Here is a 16,027-nt window from a genome sequence, read left to right as displayed (position 1 = left end):
TCTTCAGGATTCCGCCCGTTTGTCGATGGCCTCGGCCATCGTTTTGTCGGTGAGATGCGCGTAGATCTGCGTCGTCTCCGGCGAAGCATGGCCGAGCTGCTCTTGGGTTTTGTACAGATCGTTGAGCAAATAATAATCGGTCGCGAACGAGTGCCGCAGCTTGTGCACGGACAAATACGGCTTGCCGAAGCGCTTGGCGTATTTGATGACCATCTCCTGAATGGCCCGTTTGGTCATTCGCTCGCCTTCTTTTTTGCCGTTGGCTATGGCAAGGAAGAGGGCTTTTTCTTTTTTCGCCGGCTTGTAGCGGGTTTGCCGGATCGTCAGGTAGTCCGTCAGCGCCTGAATCGCATTTTGGCGGAAGTAGACCGGCGTCTTGAAGGTATCGTCGTTTTTCCCTTTGCGGTAAACGTAAGTCAGCTTTTTTTTGAGATCGATGTCGTCGACATTCAGATTGAACACCTCGGAAACGCGCAGACCGGAGTTCAAAATTAACGTAATGATGCAGGCGTCGCGTACTTTATTTTGCTCATAGGAATAAAGAGCCTGCTTGTTGGTGGCGACATCGTACTCGTAACCGCTATGCACATAATCGATAAATTCGATAATTTCCTGCTCCTGCAGCAGCTTTCCCTCCAGCTTCGCCGCGGTATCTTTCGGCTTGTGCGAACGCTTGATCTCGATTTTGGCCATCACATTGCGCTTCAGAAGCGGGTAAAAATTGTCATCCTCGGCAATTTGGCTCAAATAATGAAACAGGGAGCGGAGGGCGGACAGCTTGCGGTTAATCGTCGTCTTCACGTTAGCCTGCTCCTTGCGCGTAGCGAGAAACATGCGGAAGTTATCGACGCTGTCCATATGAATTTTTTCCAGATCCTCGATCGGAATATGGGCGATGGAATCTGCCGTGGAGAGGCCTTCCGCAAGCAGCCAGGAGAAGAACGTCTCGTAATCTCTGACGTATTCCAGCAGCGACGAAGGCGAAAGATCGGGCAGCTTGTAATTAATGAATTTCTCCACATACCACGGCATAGTCGGCAGTTTTTTTTCCAGTTCGTTGCGGTCCTTGACTTTAATGATGTTCATAGCAATCACCTCAGGCGGGTTCTTGAAGTAAGTATAGCAGTGTGACTGAAAAAAAGGTAGACGAACTGTCACTTTGTCAGGACAAATCAACGCGAAAGAGCGGGAGCGGCAGCAAATGAATTCGCTTTCCATTGCTTGAAATTTTTGATATAGTATCGTTGTGTTTTATTAAAGTTGTTTAATAAGATGTGTTACAGGGTGGTGAACATAATGAATGGGCAGCCTGCAACCCCAAAAGATATGAAGCATATCATTGTTCGCAGTTTGCGTACGGCACTGCTTGAGCTTGGAAGCGCAACGAAAGTTGAGCTGAGCGTTAAACTGGGAATCAGCTTTCCGACGATTAGCAAATTCATTGCTCAATTGGAGAAGAGCGGGGAGCTTCTATTAGCCGGCATCGATGAATCCAACGGTGGAAGAAGGGCGAAAAGGTACGCTTATAACCCGGAGTATATGCTTGGTTTAGCGCTATTTTTAGAAAAAACGGAAACGAACTACACGGTTTTTAATTGCTTGGGTGAAGTGAAAGAACAAGGCAGCACATCGAGTGTCCTTATGGAAGATGTCTCAAGACTGGCGGAGCATATCGAACAAATAATTGTAAAATATCCGAATATCCGCTCGCTTGCGATCGGTGTCCCCGGTTCGGTCAATAATGGCCGCGTCATTTTTATCCCGACCTACAAGCAGTTTCACAATTTTGATTTGAAGGGATACTTTGAGGGGCGGTTCGCCATTCCTGTCGTCGTTGAGAACGATATGAACGCTGCGGTCCTTGGTTATTACAACAAAAGGAACCATGAAAACAATCCATCCCTGTTTTACTTATATTTCGGTCAAAACGGCCCTGGCGCCGGCATTTTAATCAACGGAGATGTGGTGAGGGGAAGCACGTTTTTCTCGGGGGAAGTTTCGTTCGTTCCTCAATACGATGACCGGAATTTTCAACAAGCTTTAAAAAAAGGCAATGAATCGCGGGACGCATCCTTGACAGAGGACGGCATCGATGCGGTCAGCCGGCTTGTAGCTGCATGCACGGCTATTATAAACCCGCATGCGATTATTTTTTGTCATGACGAAGTGGACTCAACCCTCGTTAACCGGATCGCGGCAAGGAGCGCAGACTATATTCCGGCGGAACATCTGCCCAAGCTCACAACCAGCGACTGGAAGCAGGATTATTTGTACGGTCTGCAGTATCTCGGGCTTAAGCTCATGATTTCTGCGAAAAGCAGTTGAAACGAAGCGAAAAACGGGAGAAACGGATGTCGGGCCCTATGGAATTCACCTCATGGATAGAAATGGGGGCTCCATCGCGGCCCGATTCGAACATAGTCCTCCACATATAGTGGATGTTTTTCACGTTGTTTGTTTACATAATAATTGTTATGTAACTAATATGCCGCAATGAAAAAAAATGCTGGCTTTTAGGCAACGGATTTAGTACAATGCCTGATAAAGGAGATGATCAGATGAATTCTGGCGGCATATCGTTCCAAACTGTCCGGCGCAAGCAAATTGTCGATGACGTCGTTCAGCAGTTGGAAAAAAAAATCTCGCTCGGCGAGCTTCCCGTCGGAACGCAAATTCCGACAGAGCCGGAGCTGATGGCGCAGTTCGCCGTCGGACGTTCGACGATTCGCGAAGCGGTGCGCGTGCTGGCTCACGCCGGAATGCTGGAGAAGCGGCAGGGGCACGGCACGTTCGTCATCGGTACGGCCAGCACGCAGGAGCCGCTTGATATCCGGCTTCGCCGAGCCGAGGTGCTTGATGTATACGAGGTGAGATTCTCCCTCGAGTCCGAGATCGCCCGGCTTGCCGCGCGGCGCCGCGATGAGAAGGATCTGGCGCACATTCGCAGCCAGTTGGAGGAGCGGAATCGGGCGCTTGCGGCCGGAGAGCAGCAGAAGTACCTGGACGCGGACATCGCGTTTCATTTGGCGGTAGCCGCCGCTGCGAAAAATCCGGTCATGATGGATTTGTACCGGACGTTCAGCGAAGTGCTGCGCGTCGCTTTGGAGAAACTGCATGCCGATCCTGCGCATCAAGACGAATACACGGAGGAGCATGTGAAGCTGTACGAGGCGATTTGCGATCAGGATGAGCAGGCGGCTGTAACTTACACGCTGCGGCATTTGGAAGGAACAAAGAGAGCGTTGGAGCAAGTGCTCCCATAACTCTTTTTTTGTCGATTTAAACGTCAGATGATATTACGAATTTGGGAGAGTGGTATACCGCATGGAAAGTCAGACGATAAACAAACAGGCGAATACGATGGCGTTATCCATCTTGTTTGCCGTAAGTTTCGTACATTTGCTGAATGATTTGATTCAGTCGGTTATTCCTTCGATGTTTCCGCTGCTGCATGAAACGCTGAACCTTTCTTTTAGCCAAATCGGCTGGATCGGTTTTGCCTTGAATGTTACCGCGTCTTTGTTTCAGCCCATAATCGGTACATATACGGATGCCAAGCCGACGCCGTATATTTTGCCTGCAGGAGTGCTGTTCTCGCTGGTCGGCGTTGCCGGTCTGGCCTATGCCAACAGTTTTGCATTGGTGCTGCTGTTCGTCATTCTGATCGGCATCGGCTCGGCCGTGCTTCATCCGGAATCGTCGCGCGTGGCGCATTTGGCTTCAGGGACGCGCAAAGGACTGGCCCAATCGATTTTTCAGCTGGGGGGAAATACCGGACAAGCTATGGCGCCGGTGCTGACGGCATTCGTCTTTGTGCAATTCGGTCAAAAAAGCATCATCTGGTTCACGCTGTTTGCGGCCGTGGCGGTTATCGTGCAATTCCGGGTGGCCCGCTGGTACCGGCAAGATTTGAGTCAAAGGGAGCGGAAAAAGGCTGACCGCAGTCAAAGCCAAAGCGAGCTGAAGCTTGACAAAAAAATTGTCGGGTTGTCCGTTACGATTCTGATCATGCTGTTGTTCTCCAAATTTGTTTACTTGGCGAGTATGAACGGGTATTATTCTTTTTTCCTGATCGAAAAATTCGGCATTTCTATTAAACAGTCTCAGCTTTACTTATTTATCCTGCTCTTTGCGGGGATGGCGGGCACCTTTTTCGGCGGACCGCTCGCAGACCGTTTCGGCAAGCGCAATATGATCTGGTTCTCCATTCTCGGAACGGCGCCTTTTTCACTGCTTCTGCCTTATGTCAGTCCGGGGGTGGCCATTGTGCTGCTCATCTTCATCGGCTTGATTCTGATGTCCGGCTTCTCGGTCATTATCGTGTATGCGCAGCAACTGCTTCCGGGGCGCGTTGGTATGGTAGCGGGGTTGTTCTTCGGCCTGGCGTTCGGCCTGGGCGGAATTGGATCTGCCGTGCTCGGCGCACTGGCGGATGCGACAAGCGTGGATTTCGTCATCAAATTGTGCGCATTTTTGCCGCTGTTAGGACTGCTGGCGATTTTGCTGCCGTCGGACCGCATCTTATCGGGAGAGTCGAGGAAAGAGGTGAGTGCTCATGGAGCAGGTGATCAGTATCAAGCAGGCGAGCTTTCGCAGAGGTGAGAGCGTCATTTTGAACGAGATTGACTGGGAAGTGGCAAAAGGCGAGCACTGGGCCATTCTGGGACTGAACGGTTCCGGGAAAACGACGCTGTTGAACATCATCACCGGCTATTTATGGCCGACTTCCGGGACGGTTTCCGTCCTGGAGAACGCTTTTGGCACGGTCGATTTGCGCGAGCTTCGCACTTCCATCGGCTGGGTAAGCTCATCGCTGCAGGAGAAGCTGTATGCCAACGATAAAACGGAGTATATTGTCGTCAGCGGCAAATATGCCACGATCGGCTTGTATGAGAAGCCGGATGAGGCCGATTGGCAGCGCGCCTATGCGCTGATGGAGCAGCTTCACTGCTTGCACCTGTCAGGCCGCACGTACCAGTCGTGCTCCCAGGGGGAGAAGCAAAAGCTGCTCATCGCCCGGGCGCTTATGGCTTCTCCGAAGCTGCTCATTCTTGATGAGCCCTGCAACGGGCTCGATCTCTTTTCGCGGGAGCGGCTGCTTGAAGCCATCGAGCAGTTGGCCCGGGCCGAAGGGGCGCCGACGCTTTTGTATGTGACCCATCATACGGAGGAGATTTTGCCGATCTTTCGCCATGCACTGCTGCTGCGCCGGGGCGAAGTGTTCATGAAGGGCGAGATGAGGGAGCTGCTCACGAGCGGGCATTTAAGCCGGTTTTTCGAATCTCCGGTAGAGGCCGTGCTCAGGGACGAACGTATTTGGGTGCTTCCCGCTGCCAAATAAAGGGGGTAAATTCCAGCGCGCAAAAATGGAGGAATCGTACAAGGGATCGTAGAAAGAATAACATGCCGAATATAAAGATCAAGCACGAACTGATGGAGGAGTTGGCGTGGAGTTCCTTTTATCCGTATTGTTTTCCACATTTGAGACGATCACCATTTTTATGCTGTTTTTTACATTGTACCGTCATCGCTCTACGATGATGCAGCTTCTCCATATTGGGCTGTTTGGTATGGTTTTGGCCGTCATTTCTTATGTTTTGAGAGTGAAACTGGGCTTTTCGTTTTATGATACGGCTTTTCAAACGCTGCTGACGTTTCTGTTTATTCGCTTCATTTTTAAAATGAAGTGGATCAGCATCGGCATCGTTCTGCTATCCGGATTGTCGTTATACTTTTTGCTGCAAATTATAGTTGTGATCGCATTGCAAGGCTGCAATTTGTATAATTATGACGATGACCAAATGCCTACCAGTTCCGGCTCGCTGCTGCTTCAGGTCGTAACCGTCTTGGTAGGTTTGTCTCTCGCATGGATTTTGAAGAAGAAAAACCTGGGCTTCTCCTTTATCTCGTTTCATCCGTTTAACAGATACAAAAAGGTGAACAATGAAAATCAGCTGTCGCTATCCTTAATTATTACCGGCTGTGTGCTCGCCCTTTCCATCGCTTCGTTTTTCATCTCCTCCGGCATGCTCTTGTATGTGGCGCTGCCGTTAGTGATTATTTCATTTGTTCATTTAATAAGGCAATCGTATGCGATCGAGCTGAAAGATTTGGATTCATAAGCTGTTTGGAAATGAAGGGGCCCTGAACTGAAGGATCAGGGCTTTTTTTGACTCTGAAAATCCGCGAAAAGCGCCAGTTTTCGATATTTAATGACATTAATTAATATGATTAAATATTAATGATGTAAATATATTTGAAGGCTGAAGGCTAGTTCAACATGAATATTTAAGTCTTGCAGTACCTAAACTGGGATAGAAGAGGCCATACGGCTGCGTACTGCGCAAACTTAAGCGATAGATGACTTCATTAAGGCATTGGGAAGCTTTGGGGGCTTAGACATGCGAAACCGATTGCCAATGACAAAAGGGGGGGGCTGTACGATGGACGGGTATGTGCTTGATTTTGAGCGGATCGATAAGGGCAGCCTGCCGCTTGTGGGCGGCAAAGGCGCCAACCTGGGCGAAATGACGCGAGCAGGCTTCCCGGTTCCGGGCGGTTTTTGCGTCACAACCGGCGCTTATGGCGCATTTATCGGGCAAAGCGGTGAGATGCCGGAGTTTTTTAGAAGGCTGGCATCCGTTAAGGCGGACCGTCTGGATGAAATCGCCGGGCTCGGGCGGCAAATACGCGATCATTTGACAGCGCTTCCGATTCCGGAACCGGTCCGCATGGCGATTGCGGAAAGCTGGCGCCGGACAGGCGAGGACAAGGCATACGCCGTCCGTTCGAGCGCGACTGCGGAGGATTTGCCGACGGCTTCGTTCGCCGGGCAGCAGGATACGTATTTGAACGTGTGCGGCGAAGAACAGCTGCTTCAGGCCATTCGCAAATGCTGGGCGTCGCTGTTTACCGACAGGGCGATTTCGTACAGGGCGAAAAACGATTTCGACCACCGTTCCGTGCTGTTGTCCGTCGTCGTGCAGCAGATGGTATTTCCCGAAGTGTCGGGCATTATGTTCACCGCCGATCCGGTCAGCGGCCGCCGGGACACGATATCGATCGACGCCAGCTACGGGCTGGGTGAAGCGTTGGTATCCGGACTTGTATCGGCCGATTTGTACCAGGTGCGTTCGGGAGCATTGATCGGGAAAAAGATTGCCCGGAAAACAATCGCGATCTTCGCTTTGCCGGACGGAGGCACCGCAGTGCAGGATTTGCCTGCGGACATGCAGGAGCAGCAGGCGCTCGACGACGGGCAGATCGTCCGGCTGGCCGCATTAGGCGAGAAAATCAAGCAGCACTACGGCACGGAGCAGGATATCGAGTGGTGCTATGAGGGCGGGCGTTTCTATATTGTGCAGAGCCGGCCGATTGCGTCGCTGTATCCGCTGCCGCACGTTCCCACGGCGCCGGGAGAGTCTCCGCATTTGCTGTTGTCGCTCGGTCACCAGCAAATGATGACCGATGCGATGAAGCCGATGGCATTGACCGTATGGCGCACCATGTTTCCTTTTGGAAAGACGTCGCTTTGCTCGGAAAGCGGGTTGATGTATACAGCGGGAGGAAGGCTGTACGCCGATATCACGAAGCTGTTTTTGCTAAAACCGGCGCGCAAGCTGTTTCCGATTGCCCTGCGCATTGTGGATGAGCAAATGAGCAGCGGAGTCGCCCAGTTCATTGAGCGGGAAGGATTCATTCAACATTTGCCTCCCGAGCCCGGGCAAAAGAGAGCCGTGCTTGAATTCGCGGGTCCCATCGTGTTCAGGGCCATCCGAAACTTGTTTTTTGCCCGCCCTTCCGAAGCGGCAGAAAGACTGAACAAGAAGGTCGAAGCATTCGTGAAGACGAATGAGGAACGTTTGTTTGGCGTTACAGGGCCTGAGCGGATCGTTCGCATACAAGAGCAAATCGGGGTTTTGCTGCGGCGTTTTTTTCGCGAACTGCTGCCGTATCCGCTCCCGGGCATAATTGCATTAAAAATGGTCCAGGCGCTCGCGGAGAAATGGCTTGGCGATCGTGACACAGTGCACGTGTTGAACAAATCGCTGCCCGGCAATGTCACGAGTGAAATGGGGCTGATGATCGGCGATTTGGCCGATATCGCAAGACAGCATTCGCAGGTTGCCGAACTGATCGGTCACGGCGACCCTCGCGGCTTCCGCGAGCAGCTGCAGTTCGTGCAAGGAGGAGAGGCGTTTGCGCGGGAATGGGACCGGTTCATGGACATATACGGCATGCGCTGTCCCGGCGAAATCGACATTACGCGCCCGCGATGGCTGGAAGACGCGAGCACGCTGCTGCCGTCGATCGTTAGCCATATGCGCAGCGTAGCGCCGGGCGAGCATCGCGAAAAGTTCGCGCAAGGAGCGCGGGAAGCGGAAGCGGCTGCGCGCGATCTTGTTGAACGTCTCCGCGGCCAGCCTTTCGGCTGGTTGAAGGCAAAGCTGATGACCCGCCTGCTGCACGTGTTCCGGGGCATGATGGGGCTTCGCGAGCATCCCAAATATTTGCTGATGCAAGTATTCGGCATCATCCGTAAAGCGCTGAAGGAAGAAGCGCGCCTGCTCACAGGCGCCGGAGTGCTGCGCGACGAGGACGACGTATTTTTCTTGACGCTCGACGAATTGCTTGCGCTGAGCGAAGGGAAGCCGCTGGACGACTTGGAGCGGCTGCTGGAAAGACGAAAACGCGACTACGAGCGTTTTCGCACGCTGACACCGCCGCGTCTTATGTCCAGCGAAGGAGAAATCATTACCGGGCAGCGCAAACAGCAAGCCGCTCCGGAAGGCGCACTTCTCGGTACGCCCGTGTCCGCCGGAGTCGTCGAAGGCATTGCCCGCGTCGTGCTGCGTCCGGAAGAGGCCAAATTGAACAAAGGCGAAATTCTGATCGCGCCTTTTACCGATCCGGGCTGGACGCCGCTATTCCATTCGGCTGTCGGTTTGGTCATGGAGGTCGGGGGGCTGATGACCCATGGCGCCGTCGTCGCCCGCGAATACGGGCTGCCGGCAGTCGTCGGCATCGACGGCGCAACCGGGAAGATCAAGAGCGGCGATCGGATCCGGCTGGACGGAACCCGCGGATATGTGCTAATCCTGGCCCGGTCGGACACAGACGGAACGAATAGATAGGAATGGCAATAGCGTCGTCAAGGCCGCTTTGGGGCAACAGGCTCCAGCGCGGCCTTTTATTTTGCAGTTGGACGTCTTACTGGAGGGCTTGCCCTTTTTTCTTGCATAGGCCGGTTGACAAATTCCGATCCCCGGGTTTTATATGGATGTAACAAATCATCACGCAAACAGAGGGGGGACTTGCTCATTTTCTACTCGCTCAAAAGCCGGTTGATCGTTATTTTCATCGTTTTGCTGCTCGTTTCGTTGGGGACGATGTCGTATTTGTTTTTTACGGAATCCCGTTCGACCATCCGCTCGTATATTGAGTCGTCCGCGTTCGAAAAAATGGACGAATACGGGTCGTTCGTCAGCATGGCACTCGCGCAAATATACGATGTTTCTTCGATTGTGTTCAATAGCAGCACGACGAAAAATTGGGACACTGCGCTGTCCGACCCCGCTTTGCCTGACGGCGAGAAAATGCTGGCGAACATTCATTTAAGCCAGTTTTTGACGCAGACGGCGAACAATTATTCGATTGTGTCGTCGATCACGTTGTACCGGCAGGAGGGAATGTGGGTTTCGGAAGATAACCAGATCATGAACGAGGCTGCTTTCAAGAGCGATCCATGGTATAACCGGTTCAAAGCGGAGGGAATCCAATGGGTGTCCGCTCACCAGGACCCGATTGAGGTCAGACGGGCGAAGTCTTTTGACGTAGTGAGTTTGCTGCTGCCCATCGGCACGTTCGAGCCGTCCCAATCCAAAAGCATGATGAAGATCAACGTCAAATCCGATTTTTTTCTGGAGCCGTTGAGCCGGATTCATCTTGGAGAAAAGGGCACGATTTTCCTGCTGGACCGCCAAGGAAACCCGATTTTGGGCCAGGGGGAATTTGCCGCATACCCGGAAGCTGTGAAGCAGATTGAGGCGATATCCGGCAGCCGTCTCCAGAATGGCGCGATCTCCCTGGATAATGGGCATGGCGGAACGAACATTGTAGTCTATAAAAAGCTGAAGCTGAACGATTGGCTGCTCGTCGGCATCGTGCCTGAAGCGGACTTATACGGCAAGCTGTACAAGCTTCGGACGAGCATCCTCATATTTGCCTCGCTGCTGCTTGCCGCCGCAATTGCCGCTGCGATATGGCTTTCGCACGGGATTTCCAAACCGCTCTCGCGCCTGGCGTCCGCGATGCGTTTTGTGCAGATGGGCGATTTTCACGGTGCAGAGAATCGGATCCCCGAAGAAGCAAAAGTCCGCAACGAAGTTGGCTATGTGACGACGACGTTCAGGAACATGCTGATACGGCTGCGGCATCATATCAAGACGGAGTTCGAACTGAAGCTGCTGCGGCAGCAAGCGGAATACAAAGCGCTGCTTATGCAAATTAATCCTCATTTTCTGTTTAACACGTTGGAATTGCTGAGCAGCCTGGCTATGCAGCATCGCACGCAGGATACGGTGAGAGTCATCGAATCGCTGGGAAAAATGATGCGCTTCTCGTTGAAAATCAGCGACGATCTCATCCCGTTGGAAGAGGAGTTGACCTATGTCCGCCATTATGTATCCATTTTGCAAGTGCGCTTTGCCGACCGGCTTCATATTCGGATTGAGCAGGACGAACCGGCGGGACCGTGCGTCATCCCCAAATTCATTTTGCAGCCTTTAATCGAAAATGCGGTGAAGTACAGCTTTGCGGAGCAGGCGGCAGCGAACGTCGTCGTCCGGGTAAGGCGGGATCGCAACCGGCTCCTTCTTGCCGTTGCGGATAACGGCCCCGGAATCGCTGCAGAATTGGCGCAGCAGCTGCGGGCGGAATCGTCGGCTTCGCAATTCGAGCACGTTTTGAACAGCCGGTCGCAGCAGATCGGACTGCGCAATGTGCTGGCCAGATGCCAGCTGTACTATGGGGTGCTGTTTGCTTTTGAAATCGATTCGGCGCCGCAGCAAGGAACCTGCATAACGATCATGCTGCCGCTGCAAGGAGGAAAGACAGATGTATAGTGTGCTCATCGTCGATGACGAACCCGAAATACGGCAAGGATTGCGGCTCAAGGTCGATTGGGCGAGCTTGGGGCTGCGCATCGCGGGCGAGGCGGGGAATGGGGAGGAAGCCATAGACTCTCTGGCTGATCATCCGGTTGATATCGTCATTACCGATATGAATATGCCGGTGATGAATGGCGTCTCGTTTTTGGAAGCTTGCCATGAACGCTATCCCGCGCTGCGGCTCATTGTCATTACGGGCTATGAAGATTTTCAATATGCCAAGGCGGCTGTCCGCAATCACGTGAGGGACTATTTGCTAAAGCCCGTCGCACAGGGCGAGCTGAAGGAGGCGCTGCTCAAGGTCGTCCGCGAGCTTGACGAGCAGCGCAGTGAGCGCGATCAGCAAGCCGTGATGCAGTGGCGGCTATCGCAGTATTACAAAGAAATGAAAGAACATTTTATCGTGCATTTGGTCAAAGAAGAGTGGGAGCGGGAAGCGGCGGTCAAGGAAAGGGCGAAGATGTTCCAACTGGACGACTGGGAGGAGCGGCAGGTCCGGTTCCTAACGGCAGGTTTGCCGGAACGCGCGGATGATGCCGGGCAGCCTGGGCGCACGCCGGACAAGCTGCGGCTTCCCTTTGAAATGGTATGCCGGGAAGTGGCGGAAACTTCGCAGCATCCGTGTCAAGTATTCCGCGACGGGAATTATGCGGGTTTGATGCATGTTATCGTCGTGATGTCCGAGACGGATCTGGATATGTTCGTCGAAGCTCTCAGCAGCGCGGTGAGCGAACATTTGGGCTTCCGGCCGGAGATCGCCGCCGGCAAGCCGGTCGCAGGCTTAAGAGAGTGGAAGGCCGGTTACTTGTCTTCGCTGTTGGCATGGAATTTGAAAGGCGATAAAGAGCCGCAAGCCATGCATATGCCACCTGCGACGGAGGCCGCCCTTTCGGAAGAAACGGCGAAGGTTATGCGGCTTTACCTAGCCAGAGGCGAGCTTGCCGCTTTTGAGCAGGCCGCGGCCAAAGAGCTGAATGAAGCTTTCGCCGCTTCGCAAGCGAAATTCGTGAAACTCATTTTCCAGCTGTATCTTATGCTGGATGCCGCGGCCTATTCCGCCGGTATCGCCCTGGACAGCGGAGAGCAGCTGTGGATTCGCCCCGAGCAAGTATGGGGGCTCGATACCCCTGCCAAAGCGCAGCTGTTTCTTAACAAGCTGGCGCATAAAATCGTGCGCGGCCCGGAAACTGGTCCCGGCCAGTCGGAGCAATCCATCATCCAGGCCGCCAAGCAATTCATTGAGGACAACTATATGTACGATATCAATTTGAACATGCTTGCCGAACGCTTTAATTACAATTCATCGTATTTTTCCGAAATGTTCAAGTCCAAGGCCGGGAAGACGTTCATCCGGTATGTGACCGATGTCCGCATGGCCAAAGCTGTGCAACTGCTGGATGAAACGATGCTCAGCTTATGGGACATCGCGGAACTGGCCGGCTTTTCGAATGCCAGTTACTTCAGTTCGAAATTTAAGCGGTTGTACGGAATGCCGCCTTCCGACTATCGTCTGCGCAAACAATCTGAAAAATTTAATAATCAAGAGCCGAAAAAATAACATTCAAAGCAGCGCTGCGAATCCTTATGATGATGGTACAAACGATGAATCTTCATCGAAACGATCACGAAAGGAGGAGGGCGCTCTTTTGACATCATTAGGCAAAACGGCTCTTTCACGGCAAAATCGTACAGCTTATTTGTTTTTGCTGCCATGGCTGGCCGGGTTTTTCTGCTTGACGCTGGGGCCCATGCTGGGCTCCTTGTATCTCTCCATGACGAAATTCAATTTATTGAATGCGCCCAAATGGCTGGGGCTGGACAATTATGCGCAAATTTTTAAGGAAGACGATTCCTTTTATCACTCAATGGGAGTTACTTTCCAGTACGCATTATTGTCCGTCCCGCTCAAACTTGTTTTCGCGCTGGGGGTAGCTTTGGCGCTGAACAAAGGGATTCGTGCGCTTGGCGTTTACCGGACCGTTTATTACATCCCGTCCTTGCTTGGCGGCAGCGTTGCCATTGCCGTCGTATGGAGGAAAATATTCGACGGCGACGGTCTGTTCAATCAATTGCTGAGCCGTTTCGGCATTCAGGGACCGGCCTGGGCGGCGCATCCGGACTACATCATGTCGACGATCATTGCGTTGTCGGTCTGGCAGTTCGGGTCGGCGATGGTCATTTTTCTGGCCGGGCTGAAGCAGGTGCCTGCCGATCTGTATGAAGCGTCGCAGGTGGACGGTGCGGGCAAAGTGCGGCAGTTTTTTCAAATTACGCTTCCGCTGTTGTCTCCGGTCATTTTTTTCAACCTGGTGATGAGCATTATCAATTCGTTTCAAGTGTTCACACCCGGTTATATCATCGGAGACGGTCGCGGGGGGCCTCTGAATTCGACTTTATTTTACACCTTGTATTTGTATCTGAAAGGGTTTTCTTTTTTCGATATGGGCTACGCCTCGGCGCTTGCCTGGATTATGCTCGTCGTGATCGGTGCGCTGACAGCCGTCGTGTTCGTTACGTCGAAGTATTGGGTGTTTTATGGCGACGGCAAGGATGAGAGGGGATAGCCGGATGATTGTACATACGAACTACGCCAAACTGTTGAAGCATCTGCTTATTATCTCCTTCGGCCTGCTCATGCTTTATCCCGTCTTATGGCTGCTCAGCAGTTCCTTTAAGCCGAATCAGTTGATTTTCTCGGATACGAGCCTGTGGCCCAAACAAATGACGCTCGTCAATTACGCGAACGGATGGAGGGGGCTGCAGGGCACGACCTTTGCCCGGTTTTTTCTGAATTCCGCGCAAATTTCGGTGCTTTCCGTCCTGGGTAACATCGTCACGTGCTCGTTTGCCGCCTATGCGTTTTCGCGCCTCCATTTCAGATTGAAAAAGCTTTGGTTCAGCCTTATGCTGGTGACGATCATGCTTCCGTACCACGTAACGCTCGTTCCGCAGTATATCATTTACAACAAGTTCGAGTGGATCAACACGTATTTGCCGCTCATCGTTCCCAAATGGCTGGCGCACGACTCGTTCTTCATTTTGCTCATGGTTCAGTTCATCCGGGGAATTCCGAAGGAATTGGACGAAAGCGCGACGATCGACGGCTGCGGGCACGGTCAAATTTATTTTCGCATCATCATGCCGCTGCTTGTTCCGGCTTTAATTACGACGGCCATCTTTACGTTCATTTGGACGTGGGACGATTTTTTCTCGCAGATGATTTATCTCAATAACATTAAACTGTTTACGGTCCAGCTCGGGATTCGCTCTTTATTCGATCCGTCCGGCGAGTCCGATTGGGGGGCGCTGCTCGCCATGTCCGTGCTGTCGCTCGTGCCGATCATGACGATTTTCTTTACTTGCCAGAAGTACTTTCTGGAGGGCATTGCAACTACAGGACTGAAATAGTCCGCAAAAAGTACCGGGTCAACCGACGATTTGCAGCTATTTTGTAAGCGATTACCATAACGAACTTAGGGGGAGACTTTCTATGAAAAAAGGTTTGGCATTGACAACGATGGCCATGTTGATGGCCGTTATGGCCGCTTGCTCATCTGGCACCGGAGCCGGGAGCGGAGGCACAGGCAGCGCTCCAAGCACAGCCAAAGAACCGTCCAAAGCGCAACAGATAGAGCTGAGAATGATGTGGTGGGGCGACCAGAAGCGGGCGGACCGCACCAACGAAGCGCTGCGCAAATTCGAGGAGAAATATCCGAATATTAAAGTTGTCGGCGAATTCGCGCCCAGCTCCGGTTATTTCGACAAACTGAACACGCAGCTGGCTTCCGGCACGGCGCCCGACGTGTTTTTCCTGGGAGGCAATGTCGTCGATTACGCGAATAAAAACGTTCTGCTCGAACTGGACCCCTATGTCGGCAAAGAGCTTGATTTAACCGATATGGACAAATCGATGAATCAATACGGCACGCTCAAAGGAAAGCTGCTTCACATCTCCGCCGGAGCGAATGCGCGCGGCATCGTCGTCAATACGGAACTGTTCAAGAAAGCGGGCATTCCCGTTCCGCAGGATGGCTGGTCCTGGGATGATTACGGCCGCATCAGCAAGGAAATAACGGATAAGCTGGGCAAAGATATATACGGTACGTACAATTTTACGGTTGACGGCATGGACATTTACCTGAAGCAAAGAGGCAAACAGCTTTACGATATGGAGAACGCCAAACTCGGCTTCGAGCAAAAAGATGCGGAAGAATGGTTCGCCTTATGGGAGAACATGTCGAAAGCGGGCGGCGTCGTACCGCCGGCCGTGCAGGTGGCGAGCCCGCCGTCGGACACGAGCAAATCGCTCGTTGTAACAGGCAAAGTGGCTATGAGCCTGCTCGCTTCCAACCAGTTGGGCGCTCATCAAAATTTGACGCAGGACAAACTGACGCTCGTGCAACTGCCCCGCGGACCGAAAGGAACCGGCGTAGTGTTCGAATCGAGCCAAGGGCTGTCCGGCTACGCGAAAACGAAGCATCCGAAGGAAGCCGCCATGCTGATGAACTATTGGATCAATGATCCCGATGCGGCGAAAATTCTCGGCAACGACCGCGGCATTCCCGTCACTTCCAAAATGCGGGATCTTCTGAAAAAAGACGCCAACCCGGTGGAGCAAATCATCTACGATTACACGAACCGCGTTTCGGCGGCGACGAACAAAGAGCCGTTTGCCATCAGTTACAATCCTCCGGGCTTTACGGAATATACGAAACTGATCGAAACAACCGTGCAGGAAATCGGATTCGGCAAAAAAGACGTGAAAAAGGGCGTTGAAGATTTTTACGCCGGGGCGACTAAAATTTTCAACAATAATAAATGACAATAAGCCGCAACGGCAATACGACACACGGCTGGAG

The 16,027-nt window shown here is 52.4% G+C and carries 12 protein-coding genes; 11 read left to right on the top strand and 1 reads right to left on the bottom strand.

Annotated features, from left to right (window positions below):
• Positions 1 to 3 precede the first annotated feature (3 nt).
• A complete protein-coding gene (gene xerS / locus AC0LWT_RS20555; RefSeq protein ID WP_474683133.1) occupies positions 4 to 1,086 on the bottom strand; it encodes a tyrosine recombinase XerS in 1,083 nt (360 codons plus the stop codon).
• A 210-nt stretch (positions 1,087 to 1,296) separates the two neighbouring features.
• Here xerS and AC0LWT_RS20550 point away from each other — a divergent pair, with 210 nt between their 5' ends.
• From AC0LWT_RS20550 to AC0LWT_RS20500, 11 genes are all read left to right on the top strand, one after another.
• Positions 1,297 to 2,325 carry an ROK family transcriptional regulator gene (locus tag AC0LWT_RS20550; protein ID WP_474683132.1) on the top strand — a complete coding sequence of 343 codons (1,029 nt, stop codon included), beginning with the start codon at positions 1,297 to 1,299 and terminating at the stop codon, positions 2,323 to 2,325.
• Between the two features lie 233 nt (positions 2,326 to 2,558).
• Positions 2,559 to 3,263, top strand: coding sequence for a FadR/GntR family transcriptional regulator (locus AC0LWT_RS20545; protein WP_474683131.1), 705 nt, complete (start codon positions 2,559 to 2,561; stop codon positions 3,261 to 3,263).
• 61 nt (positions 3,264 to 3,324) lie between these two features.
• Positions 3,325 to 4,602, top strand: a complete 1,278-nt coding sequence (locus tag AC0LWT_RS20540; protein WP_474683130.1) for an MFS transporter — start codon at positions 3,325 to 3,327, stop codon at positions 4,600 to 4,602.
• Entirely contained in the window at positions 4,556 to 5,341 is a 786-nt protein-coding gene (locus tag AC0LWT_RS20535; RefSeq protein ID WP_474683129.1) for an ABC transporter ATP-binding protein, read from the top strand. Before AC0LWT_RS20540 ends, AC0LWT_RS20535 begins: the two co-directional genes overlap by 47 nt.
• A gap of 106 nt (positions 5,342 to 5,447) precedes the next feature.
• Positions 5,448 to 6,122 (top strand): hypothetical protein, encoded by a 675-nt coding sequence (locus tag AC0LWT_RS20530; RefSeq protein ID WP_474683128.1) that lies wholly within the window; start codon positions 5,448 to 5,450, stop codon positions 6,120 to 6,122.
• A 321-nt stretch (positions 6,123 to 6,443) separates the two neighbouring features.
• On the top strand, positions 6,444 to 9,134 hold the full coding sequence (locus AC0LWT_RS20525; RefSeq protein ID WP_474683127.1) for a phosphoenolpyruvate synthase: 2,691 nt from the start codon (positions 6,444 to 6,446) through the stop codon (positions 9,132 to 9,134).
• A 180-nt stretch (positions 9,135 to 9,314) separates the two neighbouring features.
• Positions 9,315 to 11,123, top strand: coding sequence for a sensor histidine kinase (locus AC0LWT_RS20520; RefSeq protein ID WP_474683126.1), 1,809 nt, complete (start codon positions 9,315 to 9,317; stop codon positions 11,121 to 11,123).
• Positions 11,116 to 12,726, top strand: coding sequence for a response regulator transcription factor (locus AC0LWT_RS20515; RefSeq protein WP_474683125.1), 1,611 nt, complete (start codon positions 11,116 to 11,118; stop codon positions 12,724 to 12,726). Before AC0LWT_RS20520 ends, AC0LWT_RS20515 begins: the two co-directional genes overlap by 8 nt.
• Positions 12,727 to 12,814: 88 nt before the next feature.
• Positions 12,815 to 13,732: a carbohydrate ABC transporter permease gene (locus AC0LWT_RS20510; protein WP_474683124.1), complete on the top strand. Its 918-nt coding sequence runs from the start codon at positions 12,815 to 12,817 to the stop codon at positions 13,730 to 13,732.
• Between the two features lie 4 nt (positions 13,733 to 13,736).
• Positions 13,737 to 14,576: a carbohydrate ABC transporter permease gene (locus AC0LWT_RS20505; RefSeq protein ID WP_474683123.1), complete on the top strand. Its 840-nt coding sequence runs from the start codon at positions 13,737 to 13,739 to the stop codon at positions 14,574 to 14,576.
• Between the two features lie 82 nt (positions 14,577 to 14,658).
• Positions 14,659 to 15,990 carry an ABC transporter substrate-binding protein gene (locus AC0LWT_RS20500; protein WP_474683122.1) on the top strand — a complete coding sequence of 444 codons (1,332 nt, stop codon included), beginning with the start codon at positions 14,659 to 14,661 and terminating at the stop codon, positions 15,988 to 15,990.
• The last annotated feature ends 37 nt before the right edge of the window (positions 15,991 to 16,027 follow it).

Source organism: Paenibacillus sp. sgz302164 (assembly GCF_056120505.1).
This window is presented reverse-complemented; position numbering and strand designations above follow the sequence as displayed.